The sequence below is a fragment of the Streptomyces erythrochromogenes genome (assembly GCF_040684695.1).
Classification (GTDB): domain Bacteria; phylum Actinomycetota; class Actinomycetes; order Streptomycetales; family Streptomycetaceae; genus Streptomyces; species Streptomyces erythrochromogenes_C.
Window position 1 is genome coordinate 1 of sequence record NZ_JBFBGM010000034.1, and the last position, 24,180, is coordinate 24,180.

Genomic DNA, 24,180 nt, shown 5'->3' on the forward strand with positions numbered 1-24,180 from the left:
CGTCCCGCCCCGGAACTGCAAGGACCGGCGGAAAACCCCAAAAGAACGAGCCGGGACCTTCGTTTCAGGGACGGCCACATCAGCGATGCGCGGGCGGGAGCCCGGAGCGCACCAGATCGCTACGCGCTCCTGCCGGACGGCGTCTGCAGGCCTCGTGGGCTGGACATAAGCCGCCATCGATCGCTACGCGCTTCGCGATCACGCGACTGCGAGCCCCTGTGGCTGGACATAGGCCGCCCCAGATCGCTACGCGCTTCGCCCTGACCGCGTCCGGCGGTCGTTCGGGGCTGGGAGGGGCGGATTCGAGGGGCAGGAGGGCGATCCATCGGCCCAGCCGATCCCAACCCCCGACAACACCAGGTGACTTCTCAACCGCCCATCCAAAGAGGGGTAATTGGGGCAAACTGACGACCCTCCGAGGCTCGCACTCGCGCAGACACGGATGGGGTTCGCCTCAGCCGTCATCCGGCGCTTTTCCTCCCCCGAACCGCCCGCAGACGCCGCCCATGAGCAGGTCATCGGGCCTCTGCGGCTTGTGACCGGCCCCGGACGGGCTGCGGGCGCGTGATCGAGGAGCCCGCTGTGAGCAAAGGCGGCCTATGTCCAGCCACAGGGGCTCGCTGACGCCGTCAGGCAGGAGCGCGTAGCGATTTGGGGCGTGCCTGGCTTTGCTCGTGCTGGACACCGCCCCGATGGTCTCTCGTCGCCCGGCTCGTTCTTTTGGGGTTTTCCGCCGGTCCTTCGTAGTTCCGGGGCGGGACGGGCGGTCAAGGGTGGCCGAAGGCCATCGCAACGCGACGCGACGCAGGAGCGCCCTTGAGGGACCGGCACGACCCGGAAAACCATCGGACAGACGGAAAAACCCCCAGAACGTCACTGACTCCCGCCCGAGTGCATCCCGCTCACCCGAAGCCACCGCCGCGCTTCGGCGCCCCCGCTCCACCGGCTTCCGCCGCGCCCCGCCGCGCCTCCCGACCCCCGACCCGGCGAAACCCCCTCCCCCACACCACCGCCCCGCCTGCCGCCCCCGCCCCGCCTTCCGCCCCGCCATGCCCCCGCCCCCGCCGGAGCCCCCGTGTCAAGCCCCGAGATGCCGTGGCGTGACGGGTGGGGGGTGGCGGGGCGCAATGGTCGTACGAGGTTCGGCTCCGCAGGCCGGCCGCCTCCGCCCCCGCAGCGCCAAGGAGTACGCCATGACCAGCATCCACCGTCTCGCCCTGCTCAAAGCCGCCATCGCCGTGGGAGCCCTGCGCGTGGCCCCCGGCGCGATCGTCGGATACTCCATGGAGCGCGCCGCCACCGGCACGCTCATCCCCATGCGGCCCGATTCCCGGGGCGCTCCCGGCCGCCCCGCGCGGGCGTCGCTGCGCAGGCGCCGGTCCGACGCCGCCTGAGGCGGCGGGCCGCCCCGGGAGCACCGCCCTCGGTGCTCCCGGGGCGGCTCGCCGGCCTGCCGGGACAGGCAGCGCAGGTCAGGGCCTCGGAGGCGGGCGGGGAAGGCCGGCTCACGCCTCCCGCGGCCCCCGGTACAGCTCGTCGATGCGGTCGGCGTAGTCGCGCGCGATGGCGCCCCGCCTGAGCTTCAGCGACGGGGTCAGGTGACCGCGCGCCTCGGTGAAGTCGCCCGGCAGGACGGCGAACCGGCGGATCGACTCGGCCCGCGACACCAGCTGGTTCGCGTCGTCGACGGCCCGCTGGAGATCGGCGAGCAGTTCCTCGTCCCGCACCAGTTCCCGCATCGGCACGTTCTGCTTCTTCCGCATCTGGCGCCAGTGCCACAGACCGTCCGGCTCCAGGGTGATCAGCGCGGCGATGTACGGCCGTTGTCGCCGACCACCATGCACTGCCCGACCAGCGGGTGGGCGCGCAGCCAGTCCTCCAGCGGCGCCGGGGCCACGTTCTTGCCGCCGGAGGTGATGATCAGGTCCTTCTTGCGGCCGGTGATGGTCAGGTAACCGTCCGCGTCGAGCTCCCCGATGTCCCCGGTGGCCAGCCAGCTGCCGGACGGGAGCGCCTGTCCGCTGTTCCAGTAGCCCGCGAAGACGTGCCGGCCGCCCAGCAGCACCTCCCCGTCGGGTGCGATCCGCACGGCAGTCCCGGGCAGCGGCCAGCCCACCGTGCCGAGCCGGGGCCGCTGCGGCGGGGTCACGGTGCTGGCGCCGGTCGTCTCCGTGAGCCCGTAGCCCTCGAAGACCTCGATGCCGGCGCCGGTGTAGAAGGCGGCGAGTCTGCGGCCCAGCGGTGATCCGCCGCTCAGGACGTAGCGGACGCGGCCGCCGAGCGCGGTGCGGATCCGCCGGTAGACGAGCGGGTCGTACAGCGCCCGCGCGGCGCGCAGCACCGGTCCGGGCGCCTTGCCCTCGATGCTCTCGCCGAAGCGGCGGGCGATGCGGGCGGCCCGGTCGAAGGAGGAGGCGCGGCCCATCTTCTCGGCGGTGGCGCGGGCGGTGTTGTAGACCTTCTCCAGGACGTAGGGGATGGCGAGGAGGAAGGTCGGGCGGAAGCCGGCGAGGTCGGCGAGGAGGTCCTCGGTACGGATGCTGGGCGCGTGCCCGAGCTTGACGCGGGCCCGCAGGCAGCCGACCGCGACCATGCGCCCGAAGACGTGGCTGAGCGGCAGGAACAGCAGGGTCGAGGCGGGGTCCTTGCTGGCCGACTTGAAGACGGGGTGCAGCAGCTCGATGGAGTTGTCCACCTCGGCGAAGAAGTTGGCGTGGGTGATGACGCAGCCCTTGGGCTGCCCGGTGGTGCCGGAGGTGTAGATGAGGGTGGCGACGGAGTCCGGGGTGCGGTTGCCGCGCCGCGCGTGCACGAGGGCTTCGGGGATGCGCTCCCCCGCCTTCACCAGCCGTCCGATCGCGCCGGTGTCGAACTCCCAGAGGTGGGCCAGCCAGGGCAGGTTGACCCGCTCGGAACTGATGATGCGGGCCTGCACGGTGTCCTCGACGGCGCAGGCCACGGCGCCGGAGTCCTGGATGATCCAGCGGGCCTGGAGGGCGGAGGAGGTGGGGTAGATCGGTACGGTGACCAGCCCCGCGGCCCAGCCGGCGAAGTCGAGCAGGGTCCACTCGTAGGTGGTGCGGGCAATGATGGCGAGCCGGTCGCCCTCGCGCAGCCCCTCGGCGATCAGCCCCTTGGCGACGGCGAGCACCTCGGCCGCGAACTCGGCGGCCGTGACGTCGCGCCAGGTCCCGTCGGGTTCCTTGCGGGCGAGCACGGCCTCGTTCGGGGCCTGGGCGGCGTTGTCGAAGGGGATGTCCCCGAGGGATCCGTGCGCGGGGGCCGCGGCGAGCGCGGGTACCCGCACCTCGCGCACCACTCCGTCGACGACCGTCCGGACGGGCTCCACCAGCTTCGGCTCCGCTTCCACGGCGCCCCTCCTCGGCTCACACGAGTGTTACCGCCGGTAATTTACGGAGGGGAAACCCGTCCGACCAGCCCTCGGACGCCTTCTTCACCGACGCTCCACTCCGCCACCGCCGCCACCGCACCCCGCGAGGGAATTGAGGAGGGCAGCTCCGCGGGCCGCGTCGTCGACGCTCACCGCGAAGTCCTTGCCGCGGGCCCGGACGACCAGGCACTCGCCTGCGCGCAGCATCACCGTCGTGCCGAGTCCGCTCAGCCGGTAGCCCCAGCCGCCGACCTGCGCCGGCCGGCGCTCCTCCACCCGGGCCGACTCCACCACGGCGGCCGGCCAGCGCCGTACGGGCCATCCGAGCGGGCCGAAGGCGACCTCCAGGCCCTCCCCGGTGACGCGCGCCCGTACGGAGGAGCACGCGAGGACCGCGAGGGCGGCGAAGGCGAGCGGCACCACGAACCACACGGGCCCGGCCACCGGACCGGCCACCGGACCAGTCGCCGACCCGGTCGTCGGGCCGGTCAGCAGCCCGCCCGCCCCGGCGACCGCACCGACGGCGGCAGCGGCCCCCAGTACGGCGGCGGTCAGGCGGAGCCACGGGTTCGACGTCCGCGCGAGCCATACGACCCGCTCCCCCTCGGGAACGTCCATGACGGGCCCGCGGGCCGGCGGGCGGGCGTCGCCCGGCCTCCCCTCCCGCCGGTCGACGAACCATCCGGCCGCGGCGGCGGCCGCGACCGCGGCGCACACCGCCGCCGCCACCCGCAGGTCGGGCAGGTCGGCCCGGCGCCAGTCCGCCCGGTCCAGGTTGGCCCGTACGACCACCGCCTGCGCCCCGACCAGGGCCGCACCGCCGGGCAGCAGCGCGGTCGCCGCCCAGGCCCGGGCGGCGGCGAACGCCGCGACCCCGAGGACCAGTACGGTCCACACCGCCACCGGGAAGGCCACCGCGCCCGCGAACGACGAGGCTCCGTCGGGCGCGCCGGACGGGCCGCCCCAGTGCGTGGCCATCCGCTCGGGCAGCCGCCCGCGCGCCGCCAGCGGCAGGGCGACCAGCACCACCGGTATCCCGGCCGCCCAGCCGGCTAATCCCCAAGCCCTGCCGCCGTTCACGGCGCCTCCCTGATCATCTCGATGAGATCGGTCTTCCCGTAGCCCAGGCGGGCTCCGTCCGCCACCAGTTCGCGTACGCGCTCCAGCAGCTCGGAGCGGCGGTCCGCGCCGCCGGCCACGGTGACCCCGCGCCCGCGCCGGAATTCCAGCAACCCCTCGTCGCGCAGGGCCCGCAGGCCGCGCAGGACGGTGTTGGTGTTGACGCCCAGCGCCTGCGAGAGGTCCCGCGCGGGCGGCAGCCGGTCCCCGGGCGCGCACTCGCCCTCGGCGATGGCCCGCCGCACGGCCGCGGCGACCTGCTCGTGCAGGGGGCGGTGGTCCGCGATGTTCAGCCTCAGCAACATGGTGCCATTGAAGCTAGCACCATCGCTCTCATCTGTTCAACGGTCTTCGCCTCGGGCCGGGTGGGGCCGGGGCGATATTGCGCCGCGAGCTGCGGCGATGCCGTGCGAAACTCCTGCGACCGACCACGGAGAAAGAGACACCGCATGCGCACCACCATGACCGGACCGGGGCGGGCCGCCCGGGCCGCGGCCGCCGTCGTCGGCGCGATACTCGTCGCCGGATGCGGTGGCGGCGACGCCGTACGGGCGGGGGCCGCAACACCCGCCGCCCCTGCCGCCCCCACCCCTGCCGCCGCCCCGACGGCCTTCGGCAAGGAGGCCGTACGGGCCGACCTGGCCGCGGCCACCGCCGCCGCCGGCCTCCCCGGGAAGACGACGCCCCTGACCCCGACGCGCCCTGTCTCGCCCGACCCTGCCGACCTACCGACCACCGACAGGGAGCGTGCCCGGGACGAGGTGGTGGCGCGGATGGCGGAGTGCAGTGTCGGCTGGTCGTCGCCGACGGACCCGGGCTCCGCGCAGGACCCCGCCGAGGCGCGCAAGCAGTTCCACTCCGCCCTCGCCGGTCTGGTGGAGCGGGGCTGGAAGGAGTCCCGCCCCGTCGAGGAGGTGGCACTCGACAAGGGCTCGATGGTCATGGCCCAGTACAAGAAGCAGGAATGGACCCTCCACGCCCGCCACTTCACATCGGGAATGCTGGGCATGGCCTCGATGACCGCCACCGAGGACGCGTGCGCCGCCCGCTTCACCGACGCCGAGCTGGACCTCCTGGAGGACTAGGGGACGTCGCTGTCGGACCTCGTCGACCGGCCTCGTCCGGCAGAATCGAACGCATGCATGAGGAGAGCCGACCCACCCCGGAGCCCCGTACGTGGTACCCGGTCGACGGTCTCGGCGACACCATCGAGGAACGGTGGTTGAGGCTGCGGGAGCGACTCGGCGTCCGGGACCGGTCCCACCTCCGGGCACTGGCCGAAGCCGCCTTCGTCGAGCCCAGGCTGCGCGCGCTGTCGCCGGGGACCGGCGTCTACTGGCTCCGCTTCAGCCGTCGCGCCGCCCCTCCGGTCTTCGACGGCCTGCCACTGGCGCGAGCACGGGGAGACGGTCGCTACGAGGTGCGAACGGCAGACGGCCGACTGCAGGAGGCAGCGAGCACGGCCGAGGCCGTCTCCCTGCTCGTCGCCGCGCTGCCGGCGGACCTCCCCACGCCCCCCTAGACGCCCGCCAGGCGCTCGACCACGAAGAAGAGGAACGTCGGCTTGCGGGAGAGGTCCTGGAAGGCGTCGGGGAAGAGGGCGCGGGCGGCCGGGTCCGGCTGGGGTTCGGCGATCGTGGAGAGGCGGAAGCCGGCGGCGGTGAAGGCGTCGGTCATCGCGTGCAGCGGCTTGCGCCAGAACCTCATCGGGGCCGAATGCCCGCCGATCACCCACTCGAAGGCGTAGTCGGTGGTGGCGAAGTAGTCGGGCCGGGGCTCCTGGAAGGCGTAGGCGACGAAGGGGTGGTCCACCGAGGCGAGCAGCCGCCCGCCGGGCCGCAGCACGCGCCGCAGCTCGGCCAACGTCGGCCCCCAGTCCTCCAGGTAGTGCAGGACGAGTGATGCGATCACGTCGTCGAACTCGCCGTCCGCGAAGGGCAGTCGGTCCCGCAGGTCGACGCGGTGCAGCGGCACGCCGTCGCCGAGCCGCCGCCCGGCCAGGGCCAGCATCGCGGCGCTGACGTCCACGCCGGTGACGACGGCACCACGGTCGCGCAGTGCCGCGGCCAGGGGGCCCGAGCCGCAGCCGGCGTCCAGGATCCGGCGGCCGCTCACGTCCCCGGCGAGGGCCAGCATCGCGGGCCGCTCGTAGTGGGCGTTGACGAGGCTGTGGTCGTTCTCCGCCGCGTACGCCTCGGCGAAGCCGTCGTAGTCGTTCGCGGTGTTCGCCGTGTTCGCGGTGTTCGCCGTGTTCTCGGGCTCGGGTCGATCGGATAAGCGTTCCATCGGCGCAGCCTAGGCCGCCGCGTACGGGTCACCGAGGAGGACATGCACGGCGGCCCCTACGCCGCGACCGGTGGGCAGCTTCGGCAGCGGCCCGGGGTCGGGGCGCGGAAGGCGCGGTCGCAGCCGTCGCAGTTCTGGAGCGGGTCCGGACGCGCGGGCGGCCGGGCCGCCGGGGCCGGTGGGGCGGCCGGCAGGTGCGGCGGGAGCAGGGCGGTGAGCCGGTACGCGAGGACGGACGCGGGGCGCCGCATGTCCTCGGGCAGGCCCGACGACAGGACCCGCGCAACGGACTCGGGGTCCACGCCGCGCTCCAGCCAGGCCGATACGGAGGGCACGAGGCGTCGTACGTCGCGTTCGGCCAGCAGCAGCCGCGGGTCGTGCCGCCGCAGCCCCGCGAGCAGGTCGGCCGCCCCGGGGTGCGGCGGCAGCTGCGCTTCGGGAGCCGCCGCCACCTCCGGTTCCGGCGTCGGGTCCGGGTCCACGTCCGGGTCCGGTACGGGTTCCCGATCCGGCGGCTGAGGCGGGGGCGGGCCGCCCGAGGCGGAGCCCGGCTTGTTGTACGAGTACGTGCGGGTCACCACCCGCCCGCCCTCCAGCCGCTCGCGCCGCCGCTCCAGGTAGCCGTGCCGCTCCAGCTCCCGCAGGGCGGAGGCGATCCGCACCTCGCCCTCCGGGAAGCGGCCGGCGAGGGCCTTGATGCCGACGGGGGCGCCGTCCGGCAGCGACTGGATGTAGGCGGCGACGCCGATCGCCGTCGCGGACAGCTCGCGGTGCTGGAGGAGGTGGTTACCGACCACGGTGTAGTGACTCGCGTGCCACGTGTTGACGTGGATGACACCGGATCGGGCGGCGCCGGAGGGAACGAGGGACGTGGCGCGCGAGGGCGCGCTAGGGTGCTGTCGAGCCATTGGGAAGTGGTGCTACTTCCTTGTTGGTCAGGCCCTCGGCCGGGATGCCAGTCCCACCGGGGGCCGTCTCATGTCTGGAGTTGTCGCGGCGAGCATATGCCCACCAACCCACCGGAAATCCAGCTCAGTTGACACCTTTCACCCGACCGAGCGACGGGGGCCGGGTTTGGTTGGTGGGTTGGTTCTTTCCCCCGGTTCTTTGGGTCTTTATGCGTCTAAGCACGCCGGGTCGCGGACCCCCGTGACCCGGCCGTCAGGGGCACCTCCGCCCACACCACCTTGCAGGGCGACGGCCCTTCCCTGACGCCCCAACGGGCCGCCATCGCTTCCACGATGACCAGCCCGTGACCCGCGTCGCGGATGCGCGGGATCCGGTCGCCGCGCGCGTCCGTCACCTCGATCAGCAGCGTCTCCGGGGTCGCGGTGAGGGCGAGCCGGAAGTCCCGGCCGGACACGCGCCCGTGGGTCACGGCGTTGGCGGCGAGCTCCGCCACGACGTGCGCGGGTTCGATCAGGGGCAGGCCCCAGCCGCGCAGTTGCTCGACGGTCAGGAGACGGGCGAGACGTGCGGCGCGCGGGGTCGCGGACAGCTGGACCTGGAAGTCGACGAGTTGAGGAATCACGTCACTGAGCGTGTCCGTGCGTGCGTACCGTGAGAAGCGGCACCGCCCGTGCGTCCCGGCTTTGTCCGGGGCTTGTCCGGCCCCGTCCCGACTGTCCGGACCGACCCGACGGGTACGAGGCGTTGCGTACATCGGCTCGTCGGAGGTGGGCGCGCGTGGGCGTGGACAGTGACGGTACGGAAGAGCCCGGCTGGGACGTCGATCCGGAGGACGAACAGGGCGCGGCGGTGGTGGCCGCGCTGGGCCGCCAGCTCAGGGCCTGGCGCGAGGCGGCCGGCCTGCGGCCCGCGGACTTCGGGGCGGCCATCCAGTACGGGGAGGACCAGGTCCGCAAGGTCGAGTCGGGCAAGCGGATCCCCCGCCCCGAGTACCTGGACAGGGCGGACGAGGTCCTGAACGCCGGGGGCCGGATCTCCGCGATGAAGGCCGACCTGGAGCAGGTCCGCTACCCGAAGAAGGTGCGGGACCTCGCGAAGCTGGAGGCGAGGGCCGTCGAGATCGGCTCGTACGGCAACCACAACATCCACGGTCTGCTCCAGACACCGGAGTACGCATCGGCGCTGTTCAGGATGCGGAGGCCCGCTTACTCCCAGGACGAAATGGATCACAACCTAGCTGCCCGCCTGGCTCGTCAATCCATCTTCGAACGCACCCCCGGACCCGCGCTCAGTTTCGTCCAGGAACAGGTCACGCTCACCCGTCCGATCGGAGGCACAATGGTGCTGCGCCACCAGCTCGAACACCTCCTGGAGGTCATCCAGTTGCCGAACGTCGAGTTCCAGGTGATGCCCACCAACCGCGAGGAGCACGCAGGCATGGGCGGGCGGATCCAAGTCCTGAAGTTCGCCGACGGCTCGGCGGTCGGACGATCGGACGGCGCGTTCCACGGCCGAACGGTCTCCGACCCGAAGCACCTCCGAATCCTCGAACTGCGCTATGGCATCATCCGAGCTCAGGCGCTCACGCCCCGGGAATCGCGGGCCTTCATCGAGGAACTGCTGGGAGAGACATGACCGACAACCGTGAGCTCGGCTGGTTCAAGAGCAGCTACAGCGACAGCAGCGAAGGCGACGACTGCGTCGAGGTGGCCGCCACCCCCGGCGCGGTCCTGGTCCGCGACTCCAAGGACACCGCGCGTGCCCACCTGGCCTTCGGCCGCCCCGCCTGGGAAGGGTTCGTCGCACACGCGTCCGGCCGGTGACGGAACCGGGGGTTCCTCTCCCGCGTCTCTCGATGAACGGTCGCCAACTATGCGGGGGATGGATGTCGTTCGACGCGGAATGGGCGGAGCACAAAGCCCTCGCCCGCTCGGCACCGGCGCCGGACCCGGTACCCGCGCCCGCCGCGCCCGGTGGCGGCCCCGCCGGGACACTCGTGGCCACGGCCTCCTCCATCAACGGCAACGCGAACCTCCTGATCGAGATCGCCGCGCTGCTCCACGAGGGCCGCCCCGACGGGGACGCGAGCACCATGGCGCGCGCCCCGCGCGCCCATGCCGACGTGGCCGCACAGACCCTCCGCTTCGCCGCGTTCGCCGACGACCAGTTCAAGGACACCGTCGCCCTCTTCGCCGGCCTCGCGACCCGCCTCAAGACCGCCGGCACGAGCTTCGCCGAGGTCGACGACGACACCGCCCGGTCCTTTCTGGCCGGCCTGCTCGCCGCGGGGCAGTACGTACCGCCGGAGTGCAAGTGAGCAGCGGGCTCAGCCACCGCGAGGACGTCGCGTTCCTGGAGGAGTGCAATCCGCCGCTGATCGAGCGGAACGCCGCCGAGTTCCGCCGCCTGCGCGACCTCCTCGTGCAGGTCGGGGAGCCGGCCCGGCGCGCGGAGACCCGTACCGAGTGGGAGAGCGAGGGCAGCCGGACGTACACCGCGCGCCTCACCGAGGCCCGGCTGCTCGTGGCGCAGATGGCCGAAGGGTACGACAGGGCCGCCAGCGCCCTGAACGCCTACGCCGCAGCCGTCACCACCGCCAAGTCCCACTACCGCAACGGCCGGCACACCGAGCGGGCGCTCGCCGCGCTCATCGCCACCAAGGGCGTGGCGGTCACCGAGGTCGCGCGGGCGGCGGAGCCCATGCGCCAGTGGGAGGACATGCGCGCCACGACCGGCTTCCTCGACCTCCTGGCCGAGGCCACCCTCGACGTCGACGACATCCGGGAGGAGGCGGACCGGCTCCACGACGGGGCCGGCGGCAGTTTCCACCTCGCGAGGACCGTCGAGGAGGAGGCCCGCGCCACCTGCGTCCACGCGCTGAAGCAGGCGTACGATCTGCTCCCCGAGTTCAAGGTGCCGGGCGGCGCCGGTGCGCGGCCCGACCTGTACGCGGCGATGGCGGACATCCGCCGGGAGGCGGCGGAGGCGGCCGGCTCCCCGCTGACCCACCTGCCCGGCAGCGGCCCCAAGCGGGAGACGGCGCCGCCGCCCGGTGACGCCGGGATGTCGCCCGCGCTGCGGGACATCCGGATGCGGATCTCTTCCCTGCCGCAGGCGGACGACAGCTATTGGGACCCGCCCGGCGACGACGAGGAGCGGGCCGCCTGGATAGCCCACAACAGGGAGGTGCTGCGGGCCGCCGCCCGGCACTGCGGGCTGCCCGAGGAGCTCGTCGCGGGCATCGCCTGGAAGGAGATCGGCGGCCAGTACGGGGTCACCGACGACCTCACCGACACCCTGCGCGGCGCGGCCGACTCGCCGCTGAGCCCCGTCGCGGCGCGGGACCTGCCCTGGCGGCTGGGCGGCACGCCCGACGAGACCTCCTTCGGGCCGATCGCGATCCAGCTGCGCCGGGGCGCCGAGGTGCTCGGCTACGATCCGGCGCACCTCACGGACGCCCAGCGGGACCTGGTGGAGGAGTCGCTGCAGGACCCCCGGCAGAATGCGTTCATCGCCGCGGGGTACCTGGCCCAGCTCAAGGCCGAGGCGGGGTACGGCGACGTGCCCGCCGGGGAGCTGACCGACGCGCAGATGCGGGAGATCGCCGCCCGCTACAACGGCGGCCCGTACTGGCAGTCGGGCAAGGCCCAGGACTACGGCGACGACTTCGGCGACGCTCTCGGCAAGGTGAAGGACGCGATGCGATGACAGTCGGCAGCGGGACCACCGTCCCGTCCGGGGGCCGTCGATGGGTGCGCTGGGCGGTCGGGCTCCCCCTCGCCCTCGTGCACGCCCTGAACGCCGTGTTCGTGTACGTCGCCGTGTTCCGCGGCCCGCAGGCGGCGTGGGACCACCAGGGGTACGAGGGCACGGCGGCGGCCGTGTTCCTCGCGCTCTGCCTGAGCCTGCTCGGGGTGCTGGTCACGCTCGTGCCGCCGGTCCGCAGGGCGCTGGGCCCGTGGTGGTTCGCGCCGCCGCTCGTTCTGGGGGTGATCGCGTGGGTCCGTATCGAGACGCTCGGCTGAGGCTGCCGCGCGAGGACGTCGACCTGCCCGAGGACGGCGGCTGCCTGCGCGCGGTCCTCGGTGTCCCGCTCGTCGTGCTCTACGTCCCGGCGGTGTACTCCTGCTACGTCGCCCTGGCCGTGCGCCCGGCCTCGCCGTACGACCAGCTGCGCGACGACGCCCGCTTCATGGGCGGCTTCTCGGTGTTCCTGTGCCTGCTGGGCCTGCTGATCACCATCACCCCGCTCTACCGCCGCACGATGGGCCGCTGGTGGTTCGCCGCCCCGGTCCTGATAGCGGCGACCGCCTACGCCCGCGCCCGCACGGTCTGACGCCCGTGGCGACGTCCGTGGCATCGACCCCGAAGGAGACTCGACGCCCGATGGGCGAAGAGCGGCGCGGCAGGTGGCGTCCGGTGCTGGTCTGCGGGCTGGTGTTGGCCGGCGGACTCGTGAGCGGGTGCTCGGGGACCGTGCAGGGCGGTGCCCCGGGCGCGGAGCGCTCGTCGGGGCAGCTGACGCAGTGGGTGGACGGGGCCACCGTGGAGTCGGTCTCCAAGACGCTCGGGGTGCAGCTGCCGGAGGCGGCGACCGAGGCGAAGGCAGCGCACCTGCAGGGGTTGCAGGACGACGGCCTGATCCTGGCCTTCGTCCTTCCGACGGCCGAGGTGGACGCGTTCGTCGGCCGGCTGAAGCCGGAGCGGCCGCTCCGGCTGCGGGAGCAGCCGCTCACCCTGAGCACGAATCCGACGACGCCGTTCTCGCACCTCGGGCTGCCGGAGCCCGAACTGCTGCCCCAGGTCCGCGAGGGTCAGGTGTGTGCGCCGTGCGAGGAGGACCTCAACTGGCTGAAGGTCGCGGTGGCGCGGGTCGACGACAGCACCAGCCGGGTCTACCTCAGAGGAGTCGACTGAGCGGTGGAAACGCCGCAGCCCCCGCCCGGACGGGGGCGGGGGCTGCGGCGAGCGGGAAGCGCGGGCCGGGGCCTCAGGCGGTCGCGGCGGCCGGCTGCGGGGCGGCCGGGGTGACGGCCGGGGCGTCGGGCTCGTCCAGCGGGGAGGCCGAGGCGTTGGCGTACGCCTCCTTGTCCAGGATCCCCTCGCGGGCCGAGACGATGACCGGGACCAGGGCCTGGCCGGCGACGTTGGTGGCCGTGCGGATCATGTCGAGGATCGGGTCGATCGCCAGCAGCAGGCCGACGCCGGCGAGCGGGAGGCCCAGGGTGGACAGGGTCAGCGTCAGCATGACGGTGGCGCCGGTCAGGCCGGCCGTGGCGGCGGAGCCGATGACCGAGACGAAGACGATGAGCAGGTACTCCTTGATGCCCAGCTGCACGTCGAAGATCTGCGCGATGAAGATCGCGGCGAGCGCCGGGTAGATCGCGGCGCAGCCGTCCATCTTGGTGGTGGCGCCGAACGGGACGGCGAAGGAGGCGTACTCCTTCGGGACGCCGAGGCGTTCGGTGACCTTCTGGGTGACCGGCATGGTGCCGACGGAGGAGCGGGAGACGAAGGCCAGCTGGATGGCGGGCCAGGCGCCCTTGAAGAACTGGATCGGGCTGACCTTGGCGACCGTGGCGAGCAGCAGCGGGTAGACGCCGAACATCACCAGGGCGCAGCCGATGTAGATGTCGGCGGTGAAGGTGGCGTACTTGCCGATCAGGTCCCAGCCGTAGGTGGCGATCGCGGTGCCGATCAGGCCGATGGTGCCGATCGGGGCGAGGCGGATGACCCACCACAGGGCCTTCTGGAGGAGTTCCAGGGCGGACTCGGCGAGGTCGAGGACCGGCTTGGCCTTGGCGCCGAGCTGGAGCGCGGCGATGCCGGCGACGACGGCCAGGAAGACGATCTGAAGGACCTTCAGCTCGGTGAACGGCGTGACGATGTCCGTGGGGACGATGCCGGTCAGGAAGTCGATCCAGGAGCCGGTCTTCTTGGGCTCCTTGCCGTCGGCGGCGGTGAGGCCGGTGCCCGAACCGGGGTCGGTCAGCAGGCCGATCGCGATGCCGATGCCGACCGCGATCAGCGAGGTGATCATGAACCAGAGGAGGGTGCGGGAGGCGAGGCGCGCCGCGTTGTTCACCTTCCGCAGGTTGGTGATCGACACCAGGATCGCGAAGAAGACGAGCGGGGCGATGGCCAGCTTGAGCAGCTGGACGAAGATGTCGCCGGTCTTCTCCAGGGTGGTGGCGAGCCAGCTGACGTCCTGGCTGCGGGCTATCCAGCCGAAGAGGACGCCGAGGGCCAGACCGGCGACGATCTGGGCCCAGAAGGGGAACTTGAACGAGGCCTTGGCAGGGGCCTGTGGGGTCGCGGACACGGACACTCTCCGGAGGTGGCGCACGAAGTGAGGGGGTGGTTCTGCGTGGTGTTGCGGTGCGGCAGCAGCCAGGAAGGGCCGGCCGGGACCGCTGCTGTATCGATTCAGCTCAACAGCAACAGGCCGCGGACGCGCGGCGGCAGAGGTCGACGTGCAGGCGCGTCACGAGCGGGACGCTCGCGATCATCGGGTGCGCAGCTGTGGTCAACATGTTGAACACGCTAACACTTCTCCTTTGAGAATCTCAAAGGGGCCCTTTGAGACAGAGGCGCACGGGTGCCTCTTGCGCGGGCCCGGAAAACGCCACCGCCCCAGCGTTACGGGCGGTATACCCGGTGCTGGGGCGGTTCGGTGTGTGATGAAGCCAACTGCGGTGTTACGACCCGACGCGCGCCGCGTCGTCCGCCTGGTCCTCCTGGCTGCGGTTGTCGGCGAGCTTCTGCTTCGCACCCGCGACGCGACCGGAGATCTGCGTGGACATCTCGTCGCGCTGCTTGCGCAGGAGGACGAAGGAGAGCGGGGCGGAGAGCACGAGGGCGAGCAGCACGACCCAGGCGCCGTTGGCGTCGCCGAGACCGGCGGGGACCAGGCCGAAGTGGACGAGGACGGCGACGACGGCGAGGCAGCCGACGAAGACGCCCAGGCGCATCGCGGTGTATCGGATCGTTGCGCTCGGCTTGAGGGACACGGTGACCCCTTCTCTCTCGTCGTGGTCGTCAGGTCGTGCGTCGCACGGTGCCCGTCCAGTGAAGCACGCCGGGGCCCGGCCGCGGCCCGCCGGGGTGCGTACGCCGGCGCCGCGGACCCGGTCAGTAGAGCGGCAGCAGCATCGTGATGTCGTCGCGGTCGTCGCCCGGGGCCACCCGTACGGCGCCGGGGACGCGGCCGACCTCCTTGTAGCCGCAGGAGGAGTAGAAGTGCTCCAGGCCGAGGCCGCCGCGGCAGGTGAGGCGGACGGCGTCGATGCCCTCGATCGAGCGGGCCGCGGCTTCGGTGGCGGCCATCAGGTCGCGCCCGAGGCCCTTGCCCTGGTGGCGCGGGTGGACCATCACCGTGTAGGCCCACAGCCAGTGCCGCTGGAGCCGGTGCGTGTTGTGGGTGAGGAAGGCGGTCGCGGCGACGGCGCCGCCCTCGTCGTGCCCGACGAGCAGCCGGCAGGTCCCGTCGGCGACGCCGGCGAGGTGCTTGTCGAGCGAGGGGCGGACGTCGTCGTGGGTGACCGGCGGCACGAAGCCCACGGCGCCGCCCGCGTTGGAGACGTCCGTCCAGAGTTCGAGGATTCCATCACGCAGGGAGGGTCCGACGACCGGATCCAGGGTGAAAGTAAGGGTCATTTTTCGAGTTTAACCATTACCTCATCGGCCCGTCCAGACAAAGCTAAACCCCGGCCCATGGGCCGGGGTTAACTCGCCGGGAGCGGCTGCGGTGCGGGTCGGAACCGGGTCAGACGCGCATCGCCTGCGGGGTCTCGCGCAGGTCCGCGTCCGGGCCGGGGTACTCGCGGATGATCTCGTAGCGCGTGTTGCGCTCGACCGGACGGAAGCCGGCCTCCCGGATCAGCTCCAGGAGGTCCTCACGGCCCAGCTTGTTCGGGGTGCCGTAGTTGTCCGCGTCGTGCGTGATCTTGTACTCGACGACCGAGCCGTCCATGTCGTCCGCACCGTGCTGGAGCGCGAGCTGCGCGGTCTGCACGCCGTGCATCACCCAGAAGACCTTGACGTGCGGCACGTTGTCGAAGAGCAGCCGCGAGACGGCGAAGGTCTTCAGCGCCTCGGCGCCGGTGGCCATGGTCGTGCGCGCCTGGAGCTTGTTGCGCACCTTGCCGTCCTGCATGTCCACGAAGTCGTGCTGGTAGCGCAGCGGGATGAAGACCTGGAAACCGCCGGTCTCGTCCTGGAGCTCGCGCAGCCGCAGCACGTGGTCCACGCGGTGGCGCGGCTCCTCGATGTGCCCGTACAGCATCGTCGAGGGGGTCTTGAGGCCCTTCGAGTGCGCGAGACGGTGGATGCGCGACCAGTCCTCCCAGTGGGTGCGGTGGTCGACGATGTGCTGGCGCACCTCCCAGTCGAAGATCTCCGCACCGCCGCCGGTGAGGGACTCCAGACCGGCCTCGATCAGCTCGTCCAGGATGTCGGAGGCCGACATGCCGGAGATCGTCTCGAAGTGGTGGATCTCGGTCGCCGTGAACGCCTTCAGCGAGACGTTCGGCAGCGCCTTCTTCAGCTCGGAGAGCGAGCGCGGGTAGTAGCGCCACGGCAGGTTCGGGTGCAGGCCGTTGACGATGTGCAGCTCGGTGAGGTTCTCCGTCTCCATGGCCTTGGCCAGGCGCACGGCCTCCTCGATGCGCATCGTGTACGCGTCCTTCTCGCCCGGCTTGCGCTGGAACGAGCAGTACGCGCACGACGCGGTGCACACGTTCGTCATGTTGAGGTGGCGGTTGACGTTGAAGTGGACGACGTCACCGTTCTTGCGCGTGCGCACCTCGTGGGCGAGGCCACCGAGCCAGGCCAGGTCGTCCGACTCGTAGAGGGCGATGCCGTCCTCACGGGTCAGCCGCTCGCCGGAGCGGACCTTCTCCTCCAGCTCACGCTTGAGCCCAGCGTCCATGTACCGGTCGCCTCCTCTAGATGCCTCTTGCCTGTCCTGCAACCCTGACCAACCGTACTCTCAGGCTTCCTCGGGCAGCTCCCCGACCCGGTTCTCCCACTTCGTGGAGAGCACGATGGTGGTGCGGGTGCGCGAGACGCCCTTGGTTCCGGAGAGCTTGCGGATGATCTTCTCCAGGCCGTCGACGTCGCTGGCGCGCACCTTGAGCATGTACGAGTCGTCGCCGGCGATGAACCAGCAGTCCTCGATCTCCGCGAGGTCGCGCAGCCGCCGGGCCACGTCCTCGTGGTCGGCGGCGTCGGAGAGGGAGATGCCGATCAGCGCGGTGACGCCGAGGCCGAGCGAGGCGGAGTCGACCGTCGCGCGGTAGCCGGTGATGACGCCGGCCGTCTCCAGACGGTTGATGCGGTCGGTGACGCTGGGGCCGGAGAGGCCCACGAGACGGCCCAGCTCGGCGTATGAGGCGCGACCGTTCTCCCGGAGTGCCTGGATGAGCTGCCTGTCCACCGTGTCCATTACGTGGAGCCTTCCATTATTCGGCGATCCTGCAAGTCTAGGTATAGAATCTAAGGCACACAGGGTCAACACCCTGCGATTTCTTTCAGCAGATCAATAACGATCTTCAGGAGTGGTACACCGTGTTCACGATCGAGATGGCGCACGCACACATGCGACAGCTCCAGGAGCTGGCCAACCGATCCCGAGCCCACCAGCCCGCCGCGGCCGCCCGCGTCGACAAGGCCCGCAAGCCGCTGGGCCGCAAGAAGGCCTAGTCACCGGCCTGCTCACCACCGTTCGACCCCTCGGGGGAGCGGGCGCCGCCCAGCTCCCCCTCCCAACGGCGGTACAGCCGGTGCGGCACCCCTGCCGCGTCCAGCACCCGCCCCGCGACGAAATCCACCAGATCCTGGATGTGCGTCGCACCCGCGTAGAACGCCGGAGAGGCGGGCAGCACGACGGCGCCCGCCTCGTCCAGCGCCACCAGGTGCTTCAGCGTCTGACCGTTCAGCGGGGTCTCCCGCACCGCGACCACCAGCCGGCGCCGCTCCTTGAGCGTCACGCTCGCCACGCGCTGGAGCAGGTCCTTCGACAGCCCGAGCGCCACCCCCGCCACGCAGGCCGTGGACGCCGGGACGATGAGCATCCCCTTGACCGGGTACGAGCCCGAACTCGGGCCTGCTGCCAGGTCCCCGGCACCCCAGTACCGCACGTCCGCGCCGGCCGTCAGGCCCTCGAAGGTCCCCGGCTTGCCGTCGGCCCCGCGGGCCAGCCACTCCGCGAGGTCCTCGCGCCAGTGCGCGTCACGGAAGGCGATGCCGGTCTCGTCCAGCAGGGTGAGGCGCGAGGCCCGGCTCACGACCAGGTCGACGCTCTCCCCCGCGGCGAGCAGGCCGCGGAGCACCGCCGCCGCGTACGGCGTCCCGGACGCCCCGGAAACCCCGACCACCCACGGGGTGCGATTGCGCTCTGTCATACCTCCGAGACTATCCGGCCACGCCCGGCGGGCACTCAGTAAGGTGACCGCACGTTCCCGTGAGGGGAGCCGCGAAGGGGGCGAAGATGAGCACGACGGTGGATACCGGCCGGACGCAGACCGACCGGGCGAAGACGGCGGCCAAGCTGATGCTGGGCTGGGTGGCCCTGCTGTGGGTGCTGGAGGCCGTCGACTACGCCACGGGCCACGCCCTGGACCAGTACGGGATCCTCGCCCGCGACCCCGACAGCCTCACCGGCATCTTCTCCGCGGCCTTCCTCCACTTCGGCTTCGACCACGTCGCCTCCAACAGCGTCCCGCTGCTGGTCCTCGGCTTCATAGCCGCCCTGTCCGGGATCCGCCGGTTCCTCGCGGTGTGCGGCCTGATCCTGCTGGCCGACGGCCTCGGCACCTGGCTGATATCCCCGTCCGGCACGATGACGCTGGGTGCATCCGGCATCGTCTTCGGCCTCTTCGGCTACCTGCTCGTCCGGGGCTTCGTCGAGCGCAAGGCGCTGGGCATCGCGGTGGCGGTGGGCGTCGCCGCCGTCTGGGGGACCACGATCGTCTCCGGCATCCTCCCGACGGACTCGGGCGTCAGCTGGCAGGGCCACCTGTGCGGCCTGGTGGCGGGCATCGTGACGGCCCTCTACTTCCAGCGCCCGCCCCGCCGCCGCCCGGCCGCCCTCACGGACTGACGACGGAGGGGTCCACGGGCAGGCCCGAGGTGTCGATCACGAGCTTGCCGATGCCGGTCTCGACGGTCACCTCGCCGCCGTACGGGATGGTGTCCCGGCCCCGGTAGCCCTCCGGGCCGGGGTTCCACAGGGTCACGCAGTGCGCCTTGTACGGGTCGAAGATCAGGTAGTGCGGGATCCCGCGCCGGGCGTAGGCCCGGTCCTTGACCTCGTAGTCGTTGCGGACGCTGCCGCGGGAAACGACCTCGACGGCCAGCTCGACCAGATCGGGCGGATATGCGCTGAGGTTCCTGTCCGCCTCCACGGCGGGCACGACAGCCAGGTCGGGACAGAACTCGTTGTCGCCGTCGAAAGGGATCGCGACGTCCGTGAGGAACCCCCACTCCGGACCCAGCTGGGCCTCCAGGTCGTTCCACAGCAGACGAATGGTCCGGCCGTGGTGCGGCTTGAGCGGACTCATCACGATGGCGCCCTCGACAATCTCCGCCCGGTATCCGGGGAACATGCCCTCGAACCGGCTGAGCTGTGAGTGCAGGCGGTCGATCTCCGAGACGGTCACGTCGGCCTCCCTGTCCATGCACTCGATGGTAGGCCGCACGCTACTCAGAAGGTCAGACCTCGGGCCACCAGATCGGCCAGGGCGCACACGAAGAGGGCGATGCCGATGAAGCCGTTGACCGTGAAGAAGGCGCGGTTCAGGCGGGACAGGTCGTGCGGGGTGACGATGGTGTGCTCGTAGACGAAGGCGACGACGACGATCGCGAGGCCGGCCCAGAACAGCGGGCCCGCGTCCGTGGCGAGCGCGTACCAGGCCAGCAGGAGCGTGGTCACGACGTGCGAGCCGCGGGCGCCCCAGAGGGCGGCCGGGACGCCGAAGCGGGCCGGGACGGACTTGACGCCCTCCGCGCGGTCGGCGGCCACGTCCTGGCAGGCGAAGATCAGGTCGAAGCCGCCGATCCACACGCCGACCGCCAGGCCGAGGATGACCGCGTCCCAGGACCACTCGCCGGTGATCGCCAGCCACGCCCCGACGGGGCCCATCGCCTGGGCGAGCCCGAGGATGGCGTGCGGGAAGTTCGTGAACCGCTTGCCGTACGGGTAGACCACCATCGGGACGACGGCGACCGGAGCCAGCGCCAGGCAGAGCGGGTTCAGCAGGGCCGCCGAGCCGAGGAAGACCACGAGCGCGATCCCCGCTCCGGTCCAGGCCGAGCGGACCGACACCGCGCCGGTGACCAGCTCGCGGCCCGCGGTGCGCGGGTTGCGGGCGTCGATCTCGCGGTCGATGATCCGGTTCGCGGCCATGGCGAAGGTCCGCAGCCCCACCATGCAGACGGTGACGAGCAGCAGCTTGCCCCAGTGCACGGTCCGGTCGAGCTGGAACATCGCGGTCAGCGCCGCGATGTAGGCGAAGGGCAGCGCGAAGACCGAGTGCTCGATCATCACCAGCCGCAGGAAGGCCTTGACCTTGTTGGCCGCCTCCGGCGCGGGCCCCTGTCCGACCACTCCATCGGCGGTGGTCATCATGCGAGTTCCCTCCGGAACTGTTCGAGTTCGGCCAGCAGCTGCGTCGCGGGCAGCGCACCGAGTTCCAGGGTCCGGGCGCCGGGGCCGTCCTCCTCGCCCTCGGGCGGGGTGACGTGCGCGGTGACCGCCCAGTCGGCGCCGGCGGGCCGGGCGTCCAGGCGCAGGAAGTTGCCGGCGTCGACGGTGAACGGCTCGGCCGCGGCCAGGGCCAGCTGCAGCTGCTCCGCGAAGGCGTCGGCCTCGGTGTCCCGGGCGCCGGGCAGCTCGAAGCCGTCGCCGTCGCCGTCCGCGTCGTACATCAGCGTCCAGACGTCGCCGGGGCCGGCGAACTCCTCCGGGCTGACGCCCGCGTCCCGGGCCGCGGCGATCACGCCGGGCTGGGTCGGGTCGATCTTCGGGCGGGCCAGGGCCACGTACGCCTCGGCGGTGCCGAGGTTCAGCTCCGGGCCCTCGACGGCGATCGGGCTCACAGGCCGTACTCCTTCCAGCGGCGGTCCACGAGGGCGGCGGTGGCGGGGTCGGACTCCACCATGTCGGGCCAGCCGCCGTCGCGGGTGTAGCCCTCCTCGGGCAGCTTCTTCGTGGCGTCGATGCCCGCTTTGCCGCCCCAGAACTGCTGGTAGGAGGCATGGTCGAGGTGGTCCACCGGCCCCTCGACGACGGTGAGGTCGCGGGAGTAGTCCGTGTTGCCGAGGGCCCGCCAGGACACCTCGTGCAGGTCGTGGACGTCGCAGTCCTTGTCCACCACGATGATCAGCTTGGTCAGCGACATCATGTGGGCGCCCCAGATGGCGTGCATGACCTTCTGCGCGTGCTTGGGGTACTTCTTGTCGATCGAGACGATCGCGCAGTTGTGGAAGCCGCCCGACTCCGGCAGGTGGTAGTCCACGATGTCCGGGACGATGATCTTCAGCAGGGGCAGGAAGAACCGCTCCGTCGCGCGGCCCAGCGGGCCGTCCTCGGTCGGCGGGCGGCCCACCACGATCGACTGCAGCAGCGGCCGCTTGCGCATCGTGATGCAGTCGATCTTCAGGGCCGGGAAGGGCTCCTGCGGCGTGTAGAAGCCGGTGTGGTCGCCGAAGGGGCCCTCCGGGAGCATCTCCCCGGGCTCCAGCCAGCCCTCCACGACGACCTCGGCGTTGGCCGGGACCTGGAGCGGGACGGTCTTGCAGTCGACCATCTCGATCCGCTTGCCCGCGACGAAGCCGGCGAAGAGGTACTCGTCGATGTCGCCGGGCAGCGGCGCCGTGGACGCGTACGTGACGGCGGGCGGGCAGCCGAAGGCGATCGCGACCGGCAGCCGCTCGCCCTTGGCGGCGGCGACGGCGTAGTGGTTGCGGCTGTCCTTGTGGATCTGCCAGTGCATGCCGATGGTGCGCTTGTCGTGGCGCTGCAGCCGGTAGAGGCCGAGGTTGCGCACGCCGGTCTCGGGGTGCTTGGTGTGGGTGAGGCCCAGGTTGAAGAAGGAGCCGCCGTCCTTGGGCCAGGTGAAGAGGGCCGGCAGCAGGTCCAGGTCGACGTCGTCGCCGGTGAGGACGACCTCCTGGACGGGCGCGGAGTCGCCCTTCACCTTCTTCGGCGGGACGTGGACCATCGAGCCGAGCTTGCCGAAGGCCTCGCGGACGCCGATGAAGCCCTGCGGCAGCTCGGGCTTGAGCAGGCCGCCGATCTTCTCGCTGATCTCGGCGTAGGACTTGAGGCCGAGGGCCTTCAGGAGGCGGCGGTCGGTGCCGAAGACGTTCATGGCCAGCGGCATCGCCGAGCCCTTGACGTTCTCGAAGAGCAGCGCCGGACCGCCGGCTTTGTTCACTCTGTCGACGATCTCCCCGACCTCCAGGTACGGGTCGACTTCGGCCTTGATGCGCTTGAGGTCGCCCTCTCGCTCCAGAGCCCGGAGCAGCGAGCGGAGATCGTCGTAAGCCATAGGGGCCAGTATCCGTCACCAACTACGCTGGGAGCGTCACCGGGGCCCCTTGCGGGTCCGCCGCCACTGCCCGGGAGTCGGTCCCACACCGTGCTGCGCTATCTGCCGTTCCTGCTGATCCTCGCGCTGACCATCTACGCCTTCATCGACTGCCTGAACACGCCGGAGGAAGAGGTCAAGCACCTCCCGAAGGCGATGTGGGTGATCATCATCCTGCTGTTCTCCATCGTGGGGCCGGTGGTGTGGCTGTTCGCGGGCAAGAAGCGGGTGGCCTCCGGCGGTGGCGGGCGCGGGTCCCGGAGCCGAGGCCAGTGGGTGGCTCCCGACGACAACCCGGAGTTCCTGAAGTCCCTGCGCGACGAGCAGGAGAACAAGGACCGGGACAAGGACAAGGACAACGGAAAGGACGCCGACTAGGCGACCGGGCCTACCGGGCCCACGGGAGGACGCGGGGCTCGTCCTCGCCCGGCACCGACACCACGCCGTCGGCGCGCATCGCCACGTGGGCCGAGAAGGTCTCGGGGGCGTGGATCCTGCGCGGCGCGTCCGCCGGGAGGACCAGGGTCCGGCCCACGGCGACCGTCTCGGTGCGGCCTTCGAAGGTGACCTCCAGGGAGCCGGCGGTGAGGGTCCAGACCTGCTCGCGGCTGACGGAGTGCTCGGGGCCGGTGCCACCGGCGGGCATGTCGACGCGCCAGGTGCTGAGCTCGGAGCTGCCGCGGCTGGGGGCGGCGAGGCCGGTCATGGTGGCGTTCGGGGTGGTGGTGACGTGCTCGGGGGACGGGGTGATCACGTACAAGGCGGGTCCTTCTGTCGAATGAGTCAAGCTGCTTTACTCGCCGAGTAAAGCAGCTTGACCCGAACGTGTCACCATATTTGCGTGACGAGAGAAGACACGATGGACAGCGGCGGGGCGGGCGACGGCGTCGAGCTGACGTTCCTGCTCGGCCTGGGCTTCCAGCTGGTGCTGGCCGAGTTCACCCGGCGCCTCGCCGAGGTCGGGTACGCGGACCTGCGGCCGGTGCACGGCATGGCCTTCCAGGCCCTGAAGGGACGGGGCGCCACCGCCACGGAGCTCGCCGAGCGGCTCGGAGTGACCAAACAGGCCGCCGGACAGATCGTCGACGACCTGGAGCGGCGCGGCTACGTCCGGCGCGAGCCGCACCCCGAGGGCGGCCGCCGCAAGCTCGTGGTCCTGACCGCCGCGGCCCGCGACCACCTCGCCGTCGCGGGCCGGGTCCTGCACGAGCTGGAGGCCGAACTCGCCGGCAGCGCGGACATCGGCGCCCTGCGCCGGGAACTGGCCCGCGTCGTACGCACGCTCCACGGGGAGGAGGGGCTGCCGCCCCTGCGCCCGGTGTGGTGAGCGGGGAGGCCGTGCGGCCGTGGCGGCGCGGCCTCAGGACGCCTTGCGGGCCCCGCCGAAGGAGTCGTAGGACGCGCGCAGCCGCGCCCAGCGCCGGTCCGTCCAGGCGGACCAGTCCGTCGGCCGTCCGGCCAGGGCGGCGTCCAGCAGTTCGAAGTGCTCGTGCCAGCCGGCCAGGCAGTCGAGGCGGTCGTCGTCGGAGCCGCCGCGCTCGTTGACGAAGCGGACGACCGTCGAATCGGTGCCGACCGCCTCCAGGTGGAAGCGGATCCTCCCGTGCTCGCTCACCGTGTACTCGGCGACGCGCTCCACGTCCCAGGCCGTGACGTGGCCGGTCACCGCGGTCCCGGTGTTCAGCCAGCGCAGGGTGACGGCCCCGCCGAGGTGCCGCTCCAGGACGTCGGCCGCGGCCAGCCAGCCGCGCAGCCCGTCGGGTGTGGTCACGGCGTGCCAGAGGGCCTCGTAGGAGTACGGCAGGTGCAGCTCGAAGCGGAGCAGCCAGTGGTTCTCGCCGCGTCGTTCGCTGGTGGCATGGCTCACGAGGGACATGCCACCAG

At 71.8% G+C, this 24,180-nt stretch carries 31 protein-coding genes and 1 pseudogene; 14 read left to right on the forward strand and 18 right to left on the reverse strand.

Going from position 1 to position 24,180, the window contains the following annotated elements; all coding sequences use genetic code 11:
- The first annotated feature begins 1,193 nt into the window (after nt 1-1,193).
- Nucleotides 1,194-1,394 (forward strand): hypothetical protein, encoded by a 201-nt coding sequence (locus tag AB0O53_RS33925; protein WP_365200832.1) that lies wholly within the window; start codon nt 1,194-1,196, stop codon nt 1,392-1,394.
- 111 nt (nt 1,395-1,505) lie between these two features.
- Here the strand turns inward: AB0O53_RS33925 and AB0O53_RS33930 are convergent.
- The 3 genes and pseudogenes from AB0O53_RS33930 to AB0O53_RS33940 form a co-directional block, all read right to left on the reverse strand.
- Nucleotides 1,506-3,370: pseudogene (locus AB0O53_RS33930) on the reverse strand (AMP-dependent synthetase/ligase).
- Between the two features lie 84 nt (nt 3,371-3,454).
- Nucleotides 3,455-4,420, reverse strand: a complete 966-nt coding sequence (locus AB0O53_RS33935; protein ID WP_365200835.1) for a DUF1648 domain-containing protein — start codon at nt 4,418-4,420, stop codon at nt 3,455-3,457.
- 47 nt (nt 4,421-4,467) lie between these two features.
- On the reverse strand, nt 4,468-4,815 hold the full coding sequence (locus AB0O53_RS33940) for a GntR family transcriptional regulator (protein ID WP_365200838.1): 348 nt from the start codon (nt 4,813-4,815) through the stop codon (nt 4,468-4,470).
- A gap of 144 nt (nt 4,816-4,959) precedes the next feature.
- Here AB0O53_RS33940 and AB0O53_RS33945 point away from each other — a divergent pair, with 144 nt between their 5' ends.
- Complete coding sequence (locus AB0O53_RS33945; protein WP_365200841.1) at nt 4,960-5,595, forward strand: hypothetical protein; 636 nt, start codon at nt 4,960-4,962, stop codon at nt 5,593-5,595.
- A gap of 53 nt (nt 5,596-5,648) precedes the next feature.
- Entirely contained in the window at nt 5,649-6,032 is a 384-nt protein-coding gene (locus tag AB0O53_RS33950; protein ID WP_350993016.1) for a DUF6193 family natural product biosynthesis protein, read from the forward strand.
- Here the strand turns inward: AB0O53_RS33950 and AB0O53_RS33955 are convergent.
- The 3 genes from AB0O53_RS33955 to AB0O53_RS33965 all read right to left on the reverse strand — a co-directional run bounded on the left by AB0O53_RS33955 (nt 6,029) and on the right by AB0O53_RS33965 (nt 8,327).
- Nucleotides 6,029-6,796, reverse strand: coding sequence for a class I SAM-dependent methyltransferase (locus AB0O53_RS33955; protein ID WP_365200844.1), 768 nt, complete (start codon nt 6,794-6,796; stop codon nt 6,029-6,031). The two genes, AB0O53_RS33950 and AB0O53_RS33955, sit on opposite strands and share 4 nt — an antisense overlap.
- A gap of 56 nt (nt 6,797-6,852) precedes the next feature.
- Nucleotides 6,853-7,593, reverse strand: coding sequence for a helix-turn-helix domain-containing protein (locus AB0O53_RS33960; RefSeq protein ID WP_350993020.1), 741 nt, complete (start codon nt 7,591-7,593; stop codon nt 6,853-6,855).
- Between the two features lie 326 nt (nt 7,594-7,919).
- Nucleotides 7,920-8,327 carry an ATP-binding protein gene (locus AB0O53_RS33965; protein ID WP_365200847.1) on the reverse strand — a complete coding sequence of 136 codons (408 nt, stop codon included), beginning with the start codon at nt 8,325-8,327 and terminating at the stop codon, nt 7,920-7,922.
- Nucleotides 8,328-8,482: 155 nt separating this feature from the next.
- Between AB0O53_RS33965 and AB0O53_RS33970 the strand changes: the two genes are divergently transcribed.
- From AB0O53_RS33970 to AB0O53_RS34000, 7 genes are all read left to right on the forward strand, one after another.
- Entirely contained in the window at nt 8,483-9,340 is an 858-nt protein-coding gene (locus AB0O53_RS33970; RefSeq protein WP_365200849.1) for a helix-turn-helix domain-containing protein, read from the forward strand.
- Nucleotides 9,337-9,528, forward strand: a complete 192-nt coding sequence (locus tag AB0O53_RS33975; RefSeq protein ID WP_365200851.1) for a DUF397 domain-containing protein — start codon at nt 9,337-9,339, stop codon at nt 9,526-9,528. Before AB0O53_RS33970 ends, AB0O53_RS33975 begins: the two co-directional genes overlap by 4 nt.
- 62 nt (nt 9,529-9,590) lie before the next feature.
- Nucleotides 9,591-10,022 (forward strand): hypothetical protein, encoded by a 432-nt coding sequence (locus AB0O53_RS33980; RefSeq protein ID WP_365200853.1) that lies wholly within the window; start codon nt 9,591-9,593, stop codon nt 10,020-10,022.
- Entirely contained in the window at nt 10,019-11,413 is a 1,395-nt protein-coding gene (locus AB0O53_RS33985; RefSeq protein WP_350993029.1) for a hypothetical protein, read from the forward strand. The genes AB0O53_RS33980 and AB0O53_RS33985 overlap by 4 nt, the downstream gene beginning before the upstream one ends.
- Nucleotides 11,410-11,730 (forward strand): hypothetical protein, encoded by a 321-nt coding sequence (locus AB0O53_RS33990; RefSeq protein WP_350993031.1) that lies wholly within the window; start codon nt 11,410-11,412, stop codon nt 11,728-11,730. Before AB0O53_RS33985 ends, AB0O53_RS33990 begins: the two co-directional genes overlap by 4 nt.
- Nucleotides 11,703-12,041, forward strand: coding sequence for a hypothetical protein (locus AB0O53_RS33995; RefSeq protein ID WP_350993033.1), 339 nt, complete (start codon nt 11,703-11,705; stop codon nt 12,039-12,041). Before AB0O53_RS33990 ends, AB0O53_RS33995 begins: the two co-directional genes overlap by 28 nt.
- A 50-nt stretch (nt 12,042-12,091) precedes the next feature.
- Nucleotides 12,092-12,622, forward strand: a complete 531-nt coding sequence (locus tag AB0O53_RS34000) for a hypothetical protein (RefSeq protein ID WP_365200857.1) — start codon at nt 12,092-12,094, stop codon at nt 12,620-12,622.
- Between the two features lie 73 nt (nt 12,623-12,695).
- Here AB0O53_RS34000 and AB0O53_RS34005 read toward each other — a convergent pair whose 3' ends face one another.
- From AB0O53_RS34005 to AB0O53_RS34025, 5 genes are all read right to left on the reverse strand, one after another.
- Complete coding sequence (locus tag AB0O53_RS34005; protein ID WP_434094388.1) at nt 12,696-14,027, reverse strand: dicarboxylate/amino acid:cation symporter; 1,332 nt, start codon at nt 14,025-14,027, stop codon at nt 12,696-12,698.
- Between the two features lie 376 nt (nt 14,028-14,403).
- On the reverse strand, nt 14,404-14,676 hold the full coding sequence (locus tag AB0O53_RS34010) for a DUF4229 domain-containing protein (RefSeq protein WP_403139407.1): 273 nt from the start codon (nt 14,674-14,676) through the stop codon (nt 14,404-14,406).
- Between the two features lie 160 nt (nt 14,677-14,836).
- On the reverse strand, nt 14,837-15,361 hold the full coding sequence (locus tag AB0O53_RS34015) for a GNAT family N-acetyltransferase (RefSeq protein WP_350993041.1): 525 nt from the start codon (nt 15,359-15,361) through the stop codon (nt 14,837-14,839).
- A gap of 109 nt (nt 15,362-15,470) precedes the next feature.
- Entirely contained in the window at nt 15,471-16,634 is a 1,164-nt protein-coding gene (gene mqnE, locus AB0O53_RS34020; RefSeq protein ID WP_030026283.1) for an aminofutalosine synthase MqnE, read from the reverse strand.
- Between the two features lie 60 nt (nt 16,635-16,694).
- The gene (locus AB0O53_RS34025) at nt 16,695-17,150 is read right to left on the reverse strand and encodes an Lrp/AsnC family transcriptional regulator (protein ID WP_030026281.1); all 456 of its coding nucleotides are present in this window, start codon (nt 17,148-17,150) and stop codon (nt 16,695-16,697) included.
- 122 nt (nt 17,151-17,272) lie between these two features.
- On the opposite strand from AB0O53_RS34025, the gene AB0O53_RS34030 reads away from it, so the two are divergent.
- The gene (locus tag AB0O53_RS34030) at nt 17,273-17,407 is read left to right on the forward strand and encodes a hypothetical protein (RefSeq protein WP_258054175.1); all 135 of its coding nucleotides are present in this window, start codon (nt 17,273-17,275) and stop codon (nt 17,405-17,407) included.
- On the opposite strand, the gene AB0O53_RS34035 is transcribed toward AB0O53_RS34030, so the two are convergent.
- The gene (locus AB0O53_RS34035; protein WP_350993044.1) at nt 17,404-18,108 is read right to left on the reverse strand and encodes a UbiX family flavin prenyltransferase; all 705 of its coding nucleotides are present in this window, start codon (nt 18,106-18,108) and stop codon (nt 17,404-17,406) included. The two genes, AB0O53_RS34030 and AB0O53_RS34035, sit on opposite strands and share 4 nt — an antisense overlap.
- 86 nt (nt 18,109-18,194) lie before the next feature.
- On the opposite strand from AB0O53_RS34035, the gene AB0O53_RS34040 reads away from it, so the two are divergent.
- Nucleotides 18,195-18,806: a rhomboid family intramembrane serine protease gene (locus AB0O53_RS34040; RefSeq protein ID WP_350993046.1), complete on the forward strand. Its 612-nt coding sequence runs from the start codon at nt 18,195-18,197 to the stop codon at nt 18,804-18,806.
- Here AB0O53_RS34040 and AB0O53_RS34045 read toward each other — a convergent pair.
- From AB0O53_RS34045 to AB0O53_RS34060, 4 genes are read right to left on the reverse strand one after another with little or no spacing between them, the layout of a single operon-like run.
- Nucleotides 18,796-19,383, reverse strand: coding sequence for a Uma2 family endonuclease (locus AB0O53_RS34045; protein ID WP_350993048.1), 588 nt, complete (start codon nt 19,381-19,383; stop codon nt 18,796-18,798). The two genes, AB0O53_RS34040 and AB0O53_RS34045, sit on opposite strands and share 11 nt — an antisense overlap.
- A 26-nt stretch (nt 19,384-19,409) precedes the next feature.
- A complete protein-coding gene (mqnP, locus tag AB0O53_RS34050; protein WP_350993049.1) occupies nt 19,410-20,333 on the reverse strand; it encodes a menaquinone biosynthesis prenyltransferase MqnP in 924 nt (307 codons plus the stop codon).
- Nucleotides 20,330-20,803 carry a hypothetical protein gene (locus AB0O53_RS34055; RefSeq protein WP_365200866.1) on the reverse strand — a complete coding sequence of 158 codons (474 nt, stop codon included), beginning with the start codon at nt 20,801-20,803 and terminating at the stop codon, nt 20,330-20,332. The genes mqnP and AB0O53_RS34055 overlap by 4 nt, the downstream gene beginning before the upstream one ends.
- On the reverse strand, nt 20,800-22,257 hold the full coding sequence (locus AB0O53_RS34060; protein ID WP_030026270.1) for a menaquinone biosynthesis decarboxylase: 1,458 nt from the start codon (nt 22,255-22,257) through the stop codon (nt 20,800-20,802). The genes AB0O53_RS34055 and AB0O53_RS34060 overlap by 4 nt, the downstream gene beginning before the upstream one ends.
- A gap of 90 nt (nt 22,258-22,347) precedes the next feature.
- Between AB0O53_RS34060 and AB0O53_RS34065 the strand changes: the two genes are divergently transcribed.
- Nucleotides 22,348-22,674, forward strand: a complete 327-nt coding sequence (locus tag AB0O53_RS34065) for a PLD nuclease N-terminal domain-containing protein (protein ID WP_350993052.1) — start codon at nt 22,348-22,350, stop codon at nt 22,672-22,674.
- A 10-nt stretch (nt 22,675-22,684) separates the two neighbouring features.
- On the opposite strand, the gene AB0O53_RS34070 is transcribed toward AB0O53_RS34065, so the two are convergent.
- Nucleotides 22,685-23,050, reverse strand: a complete 366-nt coding sequence (locus AB0O53_RS34070) for a cupin domain-containing protein (RefSeq protein ID WP_350993054.1) — start codon at nt 23,048-23,050, stop codon at nt 22,685-22,687.
- A gap of 105 nt (nt 23,051-23,155) precedes the next feature.
- Between AB0O53_RS34070 and AB0O53_RS34075 the strand changes: the two genes are divergently transcribed.
- On the forward strand, nt 23,156-23,623 hold the full coding sequence (locus AB0O53_RS34075; RefSeq protein WP_350993208.1) for a MarR family winged helix-turn-helix transcriptional regulator: 468 nt from the start codon (nt 23,156-23,158) through the stop codon (nt 23,621-23,623).
- Between the two features lie 33 nt (nt 23,624-23,656).
- Here AB0O53_RS34075 and AB0O53_RS34080 read toward each other — a convergent pair whose 3' ends face one another.
- Nucleotides 23,657-24,172 carry an SRPBCC domain-containing protein gene (locus AB0O53_RS34080; RefSeq protein ID WP_350993056.1) on the reverse strand — a complete coding sequence of 172 codons (516 nt, stop codon included), beginning with the start codon at nt 24,170-24,172 and terminating at the stop codon, nt 23,657-23,659.
- Between the last annotated feature and the right edge of the window lie 8 nt (nt 24,173-24,180).